This is a genomic window from Micromonospora sp. NPDC049903, from assembly GCF_044460945.1.
GTDB lineage: Bacteria > Actinomycetota > Actinomycetes > Mycobacteriales > Micromonosporaceae > Micromonospora.
Map to the genome: position 1 here is coordinate 117,562 of NZ_JBITKL010000013.1, position 11,840 is coordinate 129,401.

An 11,840-nucleotide genomic window follows, 5' to 3' on the forward strand; every position below is an offset into this window, starting at 1 on the left:
CCGCATGAAGATCGTTTCAGTCGACACGCTCCTCGTCGACTTCTACCGCACCAACCTCGTGATCGTCCGGGTGACCACGGACGAGGGGATCGTCGGGCTCGGCGAGGCCACCCTGGAAGGTAAGGAACGCGCCGTCCAGGGAGCGATCGCCGAACTGGCCGAGGCCGTGGTGGGTCTCGACCCGACGCACATCTCGCGCATCCTCTACGAGACCGCCCGGGACTGGTACTGGCGCGGAGGACCGGTCATCATGACCGCGTTGAGCTCGCTGGAGATGGCGCTCTGGGACATCTCGGCACGGGAACTCGGTGTCCCCGTCTCCCGGATGCTCGGCGGCGCCACCCGCGACCGGGTGCGTGCGTACGCGAACGGATGGTTCTCCCGGGCCTCCACCCCGGCGGACTACGCCGACGCCGCGCGGCGCACCGTCGCCAGCGGGTTTCGCGGCCTGAAGTGGGATCCGTTCGAGAACTACGACCTCACCATCACCAGCCGACAGCTCGACCGGGTACTGGCCCAGATCGACGCGGTCCGGTCCGCTGTCGGGCGCGACGTCGAACTGTTCATCGAGGGCCACGGCCGGTTCGACGTGCGCCACGCCATCAAGATCGCGCGCGAGATCGCGCAGTTCGATCCGGTCTGGTTCGAGGAGCCGTGCCCGCCGGACAACCTCGACGCCCTCGTCGACATCCGCCGCGCCTCGCCGGTGCCCATCGCCGCGGGGGAACGCTGGTTCGGCCGGCAGGGCTTCGCCCCGGCGCTCGCCCGCCAGGCGGTGGACTTCGTCCAACCCGACGTCACCCATGCCGGCGGAATCTCCGAACTGGTCTTCATCTCCACCCTCGCCGCGGCCCACTACGTCGGTTTCGCCCCGCACAATCCGAGCGGACCGTTGAGCACGGCCGCGACACTGCAACTCGGCGCGACCCTGCCCAACTTCAGGTACCTGGAGATCATGGCGACCGACGTGCCGTGGCGTTCGGAGATCACCAACGAACGCCTGGTGCTGACCGAGGAGGGCGACGTCCTGATCCCGGACGCCGTCGGACTCGGCATCGAACTCGACCTGGAGGCCATCGCGGAACACCCGTTCACACCGCACCCCGTGCGGATGTTCCGGGACGCCGTCTACGTCATCCGCCCGACGGACGAATGCTCCTTCTTCAACCTGGGAGCCGGTGCATGAGCCTGCACAGCGAGTCGAACTGGTTCGGCACCGCCGCAGAGGCACTGCCGGACGACGCCGAAGAGAGCATCCTGATCGGACGGATCTGGGACCCCGCCGCCGGCGGGCCGTCACCGGTGGTGGTGCGAAACGGCGACGTCTTCGACGTCAGCGCCCACTTCGCGACCGTCTGCGACATCTGCGAACTGCCGGACCCCGCCGCCGTGGTGGCCACGCTCGACGGCGAACGGGTCGGCAGCTTCTTCGAGGTGCTCGCCAACACGGGGGCGGACGTCCGTGACCAGACCCGGCCATGGCTACTCACCCCGGTGGACCTCCAGGTGCTCAAAGCCGCCGGCGTGACCTTCGCGGTGTCGATGCTGGAGCGGGTCATCGAGGAACGCGCCCGCGGCGACCTGGCTCTCGCCGCCGACATCCGTCAGCGGATGCTCGCCGACGTCGGCACCGAGCTGCACGAACTGTCGCCCGGCTCGGAGGAGGCGGCCCGGCTCAAGAACCAGCTCGTCGCCGAGGGGATCTGGAGCCAGTACCTGGAGGTCGGCATCGGACCGGACGCGGAGATCTTCACCAAGGGGCAGATACTGTCCGCCATGGGCACCGCGGTGCCCGTCGGTGTACTCGCCGCGTCGACCTGGAACAACCCCGAGCCCGAGGTGGCGCTCATCGTCGCCTCGACCGGTCGGATCGTGGGCGCGACGCTGGGTAACGACGTCAACCTTCGCGACGTCGAGGGGCGTTCCGCGTTGCTGTTGCCACTCGCGAAGGACAACAACGCCTCGTGCGCGCTGGGTCCGCTCATCCGGCTCTTCGACGAACGTTTCGGGCTGGACCGGGTACGCGGGCTCGAGATCGGACTGGAGATCCGGGGCGTGGACGGCTTCCACCTCGACGCGGTATCCGAGATGGCGCAGATGTCCCGTGAACCGGAGGCACTGGTACGCCAACTGATCGGTCCACACCATCGCTATCCCGACGGCGCGGTCCTCATGCTCGGCACCATGTTCGCGCCCATTCAGGACCGGGACCATCCCGGTGAGGGGTTCACCCACAAGGTCGACGACGTCGTGCGGATCAGTTCGCCGGCCCTCGGCACTCTGGTCAACCGCGTTCGGCACGCGGAGGAGTGCGAACCCTGGGACTTCGGGGTACGCGACCTGATGCGCAATCTCGTGAAGAGGGGACTGTTGTGAACGTCGTCAGCACCACCGACCCGAGGACCGGGCAGCGCCGGGACACCGACCTGCGCGAGACCAGCGACGCTGACCTGGCGGCGTTGGTCTCCGTCGCCGCCTCCGCCGAGGGATGGCTCGCGGGTCTCGGCCGGCTCGGCCGGGCCGGACTGCTCGAGGCGATCGCCGACTCGCTGGAGTCGCATCGCGCCGACCTGGTCGCGACCGCCGACGGCGAGACCGGTCTCGGTGCGGCCCGGCTCGACGGCGAGCTCACCCGATCGGCCGTCCAGTTCCGGATGTTCGCCGACGTGCTGCGCGACGGCGGGTACCTGGAAGCTGCCGTCGACCGTGCCGCCGAGACGGCGCTCGGCCCGGCACCGGACGTCCGGCGGATGCTCGTCCCGGTCGGCCCGGTCGCCGTCTTCGGTGCCAGCAACTTCCCGTTCGCCTTCTCCGTCGCCGGTGGTGACACGGCCTCCGCACTGGCCGCCGGCTGCCCGGTCGTCGCGAAGGCGCACCCGTCCCACCCGCTGACCTCCCATGCGTCGGCGATCGTGATCCAGTCGGTGGTGCGCAGCATGGGCGGCCCCGACGGCGTGCTGGCGCTGATCCACGGCCAGGCGGCCGGACGGTCCCTGGTGCGTGAGCCCGCCATCCGGGCAGCCGCCCTGACCGGCTCGATCGGCGCGGCCCGCGCGATCCAGGCGGCGATCGACGAGCGCACCGACCCGATCCCGCTCTACGGCGAACTGAGCAGCGTCAACCCGATCATCGTGCTGCCTGCGGCGGCCGCCGAGCGGGGAGCGCAGATCGCCGAGGGGCTGTTCGCCTCCTTCACCGGCTCCGGCGGTCAGTTCTGCACCAAGCCCGGACTCGCGTTCGTCCCGTCCGACGAAGCGGGCGACCGGCTCGTCGGGACGCTGCGGGAGAAGGTCGGCGCCGCCGCCGGAGCGGTCCTGCTCAACGAGGGCATCCGGGACGCCTTCCTGGCCGGGTCCGCGACGCTCGAACAGGCCGGTGCCCGCCTGCTCGCCCGACCCGAGGTCGACGCCACGGCCGGCTTCACCGTGTCACCGGTGCTGCTGGAGGTCGAGCTCACCGAACTGTCCGCGACCCTCGCCGACGAATGCTTCGGCCCGGCCCTGGTCGTGGTCCGCTACCCGAAGGCCGCCGACCTGGACGCGACGCTCGCGGTCGTGCCGCCGTCGCTCACGGGGTCGATCCACGTCGGCGCCGACGAGGACCGGGCCACCGTACGCGCGCTGGCCGACCTGCTCGCCGCACGGGTGGGGCGGCTCGTCTTCGACGGCTACCCGACCGGGGTGCGCGTCTCCTGGGCGCAGCACCACGGTGGCCCCTGGCCGTCGACCAACTCCCTGCACACCTCGGTGGGCGCCACCGCGATCCGCCGATTCCTGCGCCCGCTGGCCTGGCAGAACGCGCCGGAGTGGCTGCTGCCCGAGGAACTACGCGACGGTTACACCGAGATCCCCCGGCGGCTCGACGGCCGCCTCGACGCGGGCCGCCGCTGACGGGACGAGGGCGTGGTCGTCGCGGAACCGGTCGGTCCCGCGACGACCAGCGTCGGAGCAGGAGAACGTCGGGCAGTAACGGATCACCAGGCGCAGGGCGCGTAGTCCTTGAGGAAGCAGCCGTACAGGTCTTCGCCCTGTTCGCCACGGACGATCGGATCGTAGACCCGGGCCGCGCCGTCGACCAGGTCCAGCGGGGCGTGGAAGCCGTCCTCCGCCAGCCGCATCTTCGTCGGGTGAGGCCGCTCGTCGGTGATCCAGCCGGTGTCGACGCTGGTCATGAGGATGCCGTCGGCCAGCATCTCCTGGGCGCTGGTCCGGGTCAGCATGTTCAGCGCGGCCTTGGCCATGTTGGTGTGCGGGTGCCCTGGCCCCTTGTAGCCACGGCCGAACTGGCCCTCCATCGCCGACACGTTCACCACGTACTTGCGGCGGGCGGCCGCTGCGGCCATCGCCGGTCGCAGTCGGCTGACCAGCACGAACGGCGCGGTCACGTTGCACAGTTGCACTTCGAGCAGCTCGACCGGGTTCACCTCGTGCACCCGCTGCACCCAACTGTTGACCGGGTCGAGGTCCGGCACCAGACCGCCGGCGTCGATGGCGCTGGCTGTCGCGATCCGTTCCGGCGAGGCGGAGCCGCTGGTGAGCGCCAGTGCGGTGAGCGCGTGCGGGGTGATGGTGGGCGAGGTCGGTGGGGCGATCAGACTGCCCGCCGGGTCGCCCCGGCCGGCCGGTTTGGCGAACGTGATCATCTCGGGGAGTGGGCCGTCCGGCAGGGCCGCCGCCTCCGCCGCGACGAGGTGCGCGTACGCGGCGGGCGTGCGGCGGACGGTCTGCGCCGCGTTGTTGATCAGGATGTCGAGTGGTCCCTGGTCGCTGACCGAGTCGGCGAGGGCGATCACCTGGGCGGGGTCGCGCAGATCGATCCCGACGATCCGCAGGCGGTGGAGCCACTCCCCGCTGTCGGGCATCGCGGCGAATCGACGGACCGCGTCGTGGGGAAACCGTGTGGTCACCGTGGTGTGCGCGCCGTCGCGCAGCAGCCGCAACGCGATGTACATGCCGATCTTCGCCCGACCGCCGGTGAGCAGTGCGCGTCGACCGGTCAGGTCGGTACGGGCGTCCCGGCGCTCCCGGTTCAGCGCGGCGCAGGGCGGGCAGAGCTGGTGGTAGAAGGCATCCACATCGCGGTAGCGCTGCTTGCAGACATAGCAGCCGCGCGGGTTGTGCAGCACACCGGCCGTGGCACCCGCAGTGGGGGAGACGAGCGGGTTGCCCTGGGTCTCATCGTCGATCCGGCCCGGGGCACCGGTGGCGGTGGCCGCCGTCACCGCGCGGTCGGCCGCCGCGATGGCATCCCGCCGTTCCTCGCGCCGCCGCTGCTTGATCGTCTTGTAGAGCCTCGCGGTGGCCCGCTGCACCCGCACCACGTCGGGGTGATCGGGAGGTAGGTCCTCCAACGCCTCGAAGACGCTGAGACAGGTCTCCAGCCGGGACGGGTCAATGCGGTACTGACCGTTTTCCGTGTCTTTGTCTGCCGTCATGCCGTCGCTGCTCGTCCCGTTCCCTGCGCCGGATCCATCCGGCCCACCCCAAGTCCGACCCGGAACTGTACGCACCGCGCGGCCTCCGACGCATCCCCGCGCCTGTCCACCGGCCCGGAGACCGTCGAAATCACACCTCGACGAGGTGTCCTCGCCGTCGAGGAGCCGTTCACCCCGCACGGCCCACGCTGCCGGTGACCTGGCGGCGATGGACTCCGTGTCACTCAGTGCGCGCGGCGGTAGTGCATGGCCACCACGCCGCTGTGGAGCGGCTGCGCCGAGACCAACTCGAGCCGGCGGGGGCCGGGCAGCCCGCCTTCGTGAAGCGTCGGGCCGTGACCGGCGATCCTGGGATGGATGAGCAGCTTGTACTCGTCGATCAGGTCCAGCCGGTCGAGTTCGGTCGCGAGCTTGCCGCTTCCGAGCAGGACCCCGGCCGGGGTCGTGTCCTTGAGCCTCTGCACGCCCTCACGAAGATCGCCGTCGATGTGGTGGCTGTTGGCCCATGGGAAGTGGTGGCGCGTCGACGACACCACGTACTTGGGTTTGGCCTCCAGCTTGACCGCCCACTCACGCAGGGCCGGCGGCGCCTGTTCGTCGCCGCGGGCGACGGCCGGCCAGGCGCTCTCCATCAACTCGTAGGTGACGCGGCCCCACAGCATGGCCCCGGCCTCGTCCATGAGACGGGTGAAGAAGGCGTGCGTCTCGTCGTCGGCGATCCCCTCCTGGTGGTCGACGCAACCGTCCAGGGTGAGGTTGAGGCTGAAGGTGAGCAGTCCCATGGCCGGCGAGTCTAACGCCGGACATCGCCCCACCCGGGGAACTCCGGTCCGGCGACACACATGAGGCGAGTCGCGCGCAGGACCGACCGATTGACCGGCCGATCCGGCGCGGGCCGCAGCATCCGACACTCGTGACGTGGGCCTACCCGAGCGACGGTCCGCTGGTACGACCGACCACACGGAAGGACCCCATGACCGCGACGGCGATCGAGAAGCCCGACTTCACCGGGCTGCGCGCGATGTACATCAACTGCACCCTGAACCGGTCTCCCGGCCGTAGTCACACTCAGGGGGTGGTCGACCGCAGTGTGGCGATCATGGAGGCGAGCGGTGTCAGCGTGGATCAGATTCGCGCCGTCGACCACGACATCGCCACCGGCGTACGACCCGACATGACCGAGCACGGGTGGGACACCGACGAGTGGCCCGCGTTGCTGACCCGGGTGCTGGCGGCCGACATCCTGGTGATCGCGGGTCCGATCTGGCTCGGCGACAACAGTTCCGTGACCCGCCGGGTGATCGAGCGGCTGTACGGCTACTCGGGTGTCCTCAACGAGCAGGGCCAGTACGCGTATTACGGGCGGGTCGGTGGCTGCCTGCTCACCGGCAACGAGGACGGCCTGAAGCACTGTGCGATGAGCATCCTCTACAGCTTGCAGCACATCGGCTTCACTGTCCCGCCCCAGGCCGATGCGGGTTGGCTCGGTGAGGTCGGCCCCGGGCCGTCCTACCTCGACGAGGGTTCCGGCGGGCCGGAGAACGACTTCACCAACCGCAACACCGCGTTCATGACCTACAACCTGCTGCACCTCGCGTCGATGATCCGTCGCGCCGGCGGGTTCCCGGCCTACGGCAACCAGCGCACCGCCTGGGACGCAGGAGTTCATCCGGACGCCGCGAACCCCGAGTACCGCTGACGCGACGGCCGGCCACCGGGACCGACCGGGCTCTCGCGTCCGTCACACACCACGAACAGGATGGGGAACGACGATGGTCACGATCAGTGACACCTTCGACCACGGCGTCCCGTGGGAGGCCGCCTACGGCTACTGCCAGGCGCTCCGGGTCGGCGACACGGTCTACGTCTCCGGCCAGCTCTCGCACGACGACCAGGGCATCGTGGGCGAGAACGACATCCACACGCAGTGCGAGGTGACCTTCGCCCACCTCGACCGCGTGCTGGAGCACTTCGGCGCGACTCGCCGTCAGATCATCGAGACCACCGTGATCCTCACCGACCTGCGGGAGAACTTCGGCCCGGCCGCTGCCGCGCACCGCGCCTACTTCGGCGACCACCGGCCGACGAGCACGACCTTCGGGATCGTGGAACTGGCGCTCCCGGGCCAGGTCGTGGAGATCGGCGCGGTCGTTCTGCTCGACCTGCCGCGCTAGCCCGACCGTGCACCTGGTTCGACCGGGTATCCGGAGCAGGCCGCAGCGTTCGCCACGTGGGACCCACCGGACACGCCTACGCTCGGGGTGCGCTCGACGGGTGCGGCCGGCCGAACCGAGGACCCGACCACGACGACCGTCACCCTCTCGTGACAGCGCCAAGGATGTGAGTAGCGATGACAAGCCCGCACACGACGAGCTGGCCGAGCCTGCGGGTCTCGGACTGGACCGCCACCCGCGACACCCTGCACATGTGGACCCAGATCGTGGGCAAGATCCGCATGGCGCACGCCCCGTTGCTTAATCACTGGTGGCAGGTGACGCTGTACGTGAGCCCGCGCGGGTTGACGACGTCCGCCATCCCGTACGGGACGGGAGCCTTCGAGATCGAGTTCGACTTCATCAGCCACCGGCTCGACGTTCGCAGCAGCGACGGCGGCACGCGGAGCCTTCCGCTCCGGCCGATGCCGGTCGCCGAGTTCTACTCGCGGGTCATGGCCATGCTCGACGAGCTCGGGATCGAGGCACCGATCCGACCGCGCCCCAACGAGGTCGACCCGGCGATCCCGTTCGCCGAGGACCACCAGCACGCCTCCTACGAGGGGGAGGCGGCGGCCCTGTTCTGGCGACAGCTGGTGCAGGCGAACCGGGTGATCGGCGAGTTCCGGTCGCACTTCGTGGGCAAGGTCAGTCCGGTGCACTTCTTCTGGGGCGGGATGGACCTCGCCTGCACCCGCTTCTCCGGCCGGTCGGCTCCGCCGCACCCGGGTGGGATGCCCAACTGTGGGGACTGGGTCATGGTCGAGGGCTACTCCCGCGAGTTGTCGAGTTGTGGGTTCTGGCCCGGCGGTGGTGTCGAGGGCGCCTTCTACTCGTATGCCTATCCCACACCTGACGGGTTCGCCGAACAGCCGGTCCGCCCCGACGGCGCGTTCTTCAGCACCGAGTTTCAGCAGTTCCTGCTGCCATATGAAGTGGCGCGTGCGGCACCGGATCCGGACCGCGCGGTCGCCGAGTTCCTCCGCACCACCTACGAGGCCGCCGCGAACCTCGGGCACTGGGACCGCGCCGCGCTGGAAGACGACCCACTGCGCTGGCAGCGCACCGACGCACCCTGACGACCGCCGCTGGTGTCGGCACCCACCGGCGGCTCGAACGGTCCACGGCACCGCACGGCGGTCTAGCTGAGCCGCAGGTCCCCGTCGAAGTCGATCCTGGCCAGCTCGGCACGCGAGGTGATGCCCAACTTGGGAAAGACGTTGGCCAGGTGGTGGCCGACCGTACGGGGACTGATCAACAGCTGCGCCGCGATCTCCCGGTTGGTCAGACGGTCCGCAGCCAACTGCGCCACCCGCAACTCCTGCACGGTCAGCCCCGCAGCGGTCGAAGGATCGGCCCCACGCCGGTCGGTCAGCGCCAGCTCGCGCAGCGCCCGCCCCCGCAGGGGGCCCGCGCCCAGGCGGTCGAAGGTCTCGGCTGCGGCGACCAGCTGAGTACGGGCGTCGGCCCGGCGACGTGCCCGCCGCAGCCACTCCCCGTACAGCAACCGGGTGCGGGCGTACTCGAACGGCTGCGCCCCCGCTCCTGCGACGTCCAGGGCGGCTCGGAACGAGACCTCGGCCGCCGAGCCGCCCTGGACGAGGGCCCGGAGACGATGACCAGCCGCGCGGGCCCAGGTCGCCCCTGACCGCTGCGCCCACTCCTGCACCATGGCGATCTGAGACTCGGCGACGTCGCCGTCACCGACCTGCACCGCCGCTTCGACGGTGTCCACGGCGGCGAGCAACGCGAAGGTGGCATGGGATGCCTCGTGGCCCGACTCGACGAGGCACAACAGGTCGCTCAGCGCCTCCTGCGGACGACCCTCGAACAGCGCCGCCCGGCCACGAAGCCAGTACGCCGATGCACTGAGCGCCCGCACCCCACGCGGCACCGAGACCTGCAGGATCCGACTGGTGTGCTCGTCGACGGCGCGATGGTCGCCCGGGCCGCAGCCAGTACGCCCAGGCAGCTGCGGCTCTGCGTGGCGAGGTGCGCCACCCCGACCTCCTCGGCCAACCGCAGGCCCTCGGCCGCCGCCACCTCGGCTGCACCCCACCGGCCCGCCGCCGTGTCCAGGACCGCGATCTGCGCCAACACCAGCGCCAACGCAGTGAGCTCGTGTCGACGTCGCAGCTGTGCGGCCTGCACGCGCAGCACGTCGAGCAGCCGAGCCTCCACGCCCCAGACCTGGGCCAACGGTACGGGCGGAAGCAACTCCCACGCGACCGTACCGAGCCGACCGACGGCATCGCTGGCCAGCTCCGGGGACGGCGGGGGAAGCTCGCCGCTCAGGTCGTAGCAGGACCACCAGTTCCGCAGCACGGGCATCAGCCCCGACATCGTCGCGTCACCGTCGGCGTCCACGGCCCGCAGCCGGTCAGGCCCGCTCCATGGTGGCGTCCCGCGGCGGAGCCTCGGCCAGCGCCCGATGCGCCGCCTGCCGATCCGAGAAGGGGGAACCGTCGTGGACGGCTGCCGGGATCAGCGGATGCCGGAACTCCAGGCGGGCACCCGAGGCGCGGAGCAGACCCGAGCGCAGGGCCGCGTCCCAGGTGGCGGTGTCGACGCCCCAACCGGCCCCCGCCCGGTGCACCACGTGCCGGTCGCCCCGACCCTGGGCGGCAGCCAGCAGCAACGCCCGGGTCGACGGCTTCAGGGCCTCGAACCGTGCGCGGAATGCCCGCCGCAACCGTGGCCCCACCGACACCGTGTTCCCGGACGGCGACAGCGTCGCCTCGCCGTCGGTCTCGTGATCGAGGCCGGGCAGCTCGTGCAGCGCCAACGGGTTGCCTCCCGCCGCCTGCACCGTCCGCTCGACGAGCGTCGCGTCGGCCCCCGGCACGACGGCGCTCACGAGCCGGCGGGCGTCGTCGTCGGCCAGACCGCCGATCTCCAACGTCGGCAGCCCCTCCCACGGCCCCGAGGCAGGATCCTCGTGTCCGGTCAGCAGCACCGCGACGGGCTCCGTCGCCACTCGACGAGCGACGAACCCGAGGCAGTGCGCGCTCGCCTCGTCGACCCACTGCGCGTCGTCCACCACGATCAGCACCGGTCGCTCCCGCGCCAGGCCGGACAGCAACGACAGCACGGCGGCACCGATGAGGAAACGGTTGGCCGGGTCCCGGCTCAGGCCCAACGCACCCCGCAACGCCGCAGCCTGCGGGACCGCGAGCGTCTCCAGCCGATCCAACACCGGCCACAGCAGTTCGTGCAGCGCCGCGAACGCGAGCCCTGCCTCCATCCGGGTGCCCCGACACCGCAACACCGTCGCGTCGGACGCCGCCTCGACGGCGTACTCCAGCAGAGCGGTCTTGCCGATGCCCGGCTCACCCCACAGCACGAGCCCGGAACCCGCGCGATCCGCCGCCCGATCCAGCAGCCGGTCCAGCACCGCGGTCTCGGCGCGCCGTCCGAACAGCTCCATGTCCCACCCCAGAATGTCGCGCCCGGCCGTGATGGCACCGCCGTTTTCAAGGCTATAGCCCGGTCTGCCCCATCGCGGACGACCGATCGACCGACACCGCGTCGGCCACACTGCGGCACACTCGATCCGTGACCCCTTTCCGGCCGTACCGCTGCTTCTCCCGGCGGATCGGTCCGTTCGCGCTCGACCGTGTCGGGCGCGTCACCCATGACAGCGCAGACAGGTCCGAGGCGTCAGTGACGCGGTGTCACGAACGCTGGTGACGTGGTGTCACTGCTCGTAGCCGGCCCGCACCGAATACTGGAGGACGTATGGCAGTGAATGTGAAGGATGTTCCCGAAGCTAACCGGTACGAGGCTCGGGTGGAAGGTGAGTCTGCGGTTGCGGGTTTCGCGCAGTACATCCGTACCGCGGAGTTGATTGCGTTCGTGCACACGGAGGTCTCGCGTCAGTACGAGGGCAGGGGAGTGGGGGCTGCCCTGGCCCGTGCCGGCCTGGACGAGGCCCGCGCCGCGGGTCTGTTGGTGTTGCCGACCTGCCCGTTCATCGCGGGGTGGATCGCCCGGCATCCCGATTACCAGGACCTGGTGTACCAGTCCCGCAGCCACCCTCGCCACCCGTAACACCAAGGGCTTCACCGACACGGGGATCGGCGTCGTCGATCCCTGGCAGGAGCCGTCCGCCTGAAGCCACTGTTCGGTCTGCCGAGACCGCCCACTGTCCGGTCCGTGCGCCGGGCGGCGCCCATCAGGCATATGTGTCCCTT

Annotated in this window: 12 protein-coding genes; 7 read left to right on the top strand and 5 right to left on the bottom strand. The window is 70.6% G+C overall.

Translation table 11 applies throughout. The annotated features are described in order from the left end of the window. The first annotated feature begins 4 nt into the window (after positions 1–4). From ACIBO1_RS20475 to ACIBO1_RS20485, 3 genes are read left to right on the top strand one after another with little or no spacing between them, the layout of a single operon-like run. Positions 5–1,186 (top strand): mandelate racemase/muconate lactonizing enzyme family protein, encoded by a 1,182-nt coding sequence (locus tag ACIBO1_RS20475; protein ID WP_396748741.1) that lies wholly within the window; start codon positions 5–7, stop codon positions 1,184–1,186. After that, positions 1,183–2,376 carry a fumarylacetoacetate hydrolase family protein gene (locus ACIBO1_RS20480; RefSeq protein WP_396748744.1) on the top strand — a complete coding sequence of 398 codons (1,194 nt, stop codon included), beginning with the start codon at positions 1,183–1,185 and terminating at the stop codon, positions 2,374–2,376. The genes ACIBO1_RS20475 and ACIBO1_RS20480 overlap by 4 nt, the downstream gene beginning before the upstream one ends. Then, positions 2,373–3,890, top strand: a complete 1,518-nt coding sequence (locus ACIBO1_RS20485) for an aldehyde dehydrogenase (NADP(+)) (RefSeq protein WP_396748746.1) — start codon at positions 2,373–2,375, stop codon at positions 3,888–3,890. The genes ACIBO1_RS20480 and ACIBO1_RS20485 overlap by 4 nt, the downstream gene beginning before the upstream one ends. An 83-nt stretch (positions 3,891–3,973) precedes the next feature. Here the strand turns inward: ACIBO1_RS20485 and ACIBO1_RS20490 are convergent, their stop codons facing one another. Both ACIBO1_RS20490 and ACIBO1_RS20495 read right to left on the bottom strand, forming a co-directional pair. Next, positions 3,974–5,434 carry an SDR family NAD(P)-dependent oxidoreductase gene (locus ACIBO1_RS20490; protein ID WP_396748749.1) on the bottom strand — a complete coding sequence of 487 codons (1,461 nt, stop codon included), beginning with the start codon at positions 5,432–5,434 and terminating at the stop codon, positions 3,974–3,976. A 224-nt stretch (positions 5,435–5,658) separates the two neighbouring features. Then, positions 5,659–6,216, bottom strand: a complete 558-nt coding sequence (locus ACIBO1_RS20495; RefSeq protein WP_396748751.1) for a dihydrofolate reductase family protein — start codon at positions 6,214–6,216, stop codon at positions 5,659–5,661. Between the two features lie 191 nt (positions 6,217–6,407). On the opposite strand from ACIBO1_RS20495, the gene ACIBO1_RS20500 reads away from it, so the two are divergent. The 3 genes from ACIBO1_RS20500 to ACIBO1_RS20510 all read left to right on the top strand — a co-directional run bounded on the left by ACIBO1_RS20500 (position 6,408) and on the right by ACIBO1_RS20510 (position 8,726). Beyond that, positions 6,408–7,133, top strand: coding sequence for a flavodoxin family protein (locus ACIBO1_RS20500; RefSeq protein ID WP_396748753.1), 726 nt, complete (start codon positions 6,408–6,410; stop codon positions 7,131–7,133). Between the two features lie 73 nt (positions 7,134–7,206). Beyond that, positions 7,207–7,608: a Rid family hydrolase gene (locus tag ACIBO1_RS20505; protein WP_396748755.1), complete on the top strand. Its 402-nt coding sequence runs from the start codon at positions 7,207–7,209 to the stop codon at positions 7,606–7,608. 176 nt (positions 7,609–7,784) lie between these two features. Next, positions 7,785–8,726, top strand: a complete 942-nt coding sequence (locus tag ACIBO1_RS20510; RefSeq protein ID WP_396748758.1) for a DUF5996 family protein — start codon at positions 7,785–7,787, stop codon at positions 8,724–8,726. 62 nt (positions 8,727–8,788) lie between these two features. On the opposite strand, the gene ACIBO1_RS20515 is transcribed toward ACIBO1_RS20510, so the two are convergent. The 3 genes from ACIBO1_RS20515 to ACIBO1_RS20525 are packed head-to-tail and all read right to left on the bottom strand — an operon-like array spanning position 8,789 to position 11,074. Then, a complete protein-coding gene (locus ACIBO1_RS20515; RefSeq protein ID WP_396748761.1) occupies positions 8,789–9,529 on the bottom strand; it encodes a LuxR C-terminal-related transcriptional regulator in 741 nt (246 codons plus the stop codon). Continuing rightward, positions 9,451–9,978 (bottom strand): hypothetical protein, encoded by a 528-nt coding sequence (locus tag ACIBO1_RS20520; protein WP_396748764.1) that lies wholly within the window; start codon positions 9,976–9,978, stop codon positions 9,451–9,453. The genes ACIBO1_RS20515 and ACIBO1_RS20520 overlap by 79 nt, the downstream gene beginning before the upstream one ends. Before the next feature lie 49 nt (positions 9,979–10,027). Beyond that, positions 10,028–11,074, bottom strand: coding sequence for an AAA family ATPase (locus ACIBO1_RS20525; protein WP_396748766.1), 1,047 nt, complete (start codon positions 11,072–11,074; stop codon positions 10,028–10,030). A 311-nt stretch (positions 11,075–11,385) separates the two neighbouring features. On the opposite strand from ACIBO1_RS20525, the gene ACIBO1_RS20530 reads away from it, so the two are divergent. Next, positions 11,386–11,697: a GNAT family N-acetyltransferase gene (locus ACIBO1_RS20530; protein ID WP_396748769.1), complete on the top strand. Its 312-nt coding sequence runs from the start codon at positions 11,386–11,388 to the stop codon at positions 11,695–11,697. Positions 11,698–11,840 lie beyond the last annotated feature (143 nt).

Bases quoted from the DNA above. Each gene is read 5' to 3' on its own strand.
- ACIBO1_RS20520 (WP_396748764.1), bottom strand. From the start codon at position 9,978: ATGCCCGTGCTGCGGAACTGGTGGTCCTGCTACGACCTGAGCGGCGAG.
- ACIBO1_RS20495 (WP_396748751.1), bottom strand. From the start codon at position 6,216: ATGGGACTGCTCACCTTCAGCCTCAACCTCACCCTGGACGGTTGCGTC.
- ACIBO1_RS20530 (WP_396748769.1), top strand. From the start codon at position 11,386: ATGGCAGTGAATGTGAAGGATGTTCCCGAAGCTAACCGGTACGAGGCT.
- ACIBO1_RS20505 (WP_396748755.1), top strand. From the start codon at position 7,207: ATGGTCACGATCAGTGACACCTTCGACCACGGCGTCCCGTGGGAGGCC.
- ACIBO1_RS20480 (WP_396748744.1), top strand. From the start codon at position 1,183: ATGAGCCTGCACAGCGAGTCGAACTGGTTCGGCACCGCCGCAGAGGCA.
- ACIBO1_RS20475 (WP_396748741.1), top strand. From the start codon at position 5: ATGAAGATCGTTTCAGTCGACACGCTCCTCGTCGACTTCTACCGCACC.
- ACIBO1_RS20510 (WP_396748758.1), top strand. From the start codon at position 7,785: ATGACAAGCCCGCACACGACGAGCTGGCCGAGCCTGCGGGTCTCGGAC.
- ACIBO1_RS20490 (WP_396748749.1), bottom strand. From the start codon at position 5,434: ATGACGGCAGACAAAGACACGGAAAACGGTCAGTACCGCATTGACCCG.
- ACIBO1_RS20525 (WP_396748766.1), bottom strand. From the start codon at position 11,074: ATGGAGCTGTTCGGACGGCGCGCCGAGACCGCGGTGCTGGACCGGCTG.
- ACIBO1_RS20500 (WP_396748753.1), top strand. From the start codon at position 6,408: ATGACCGCGACGGCGATCGAGAAGCCCGACTTCACCGGGCTGCGCGCG.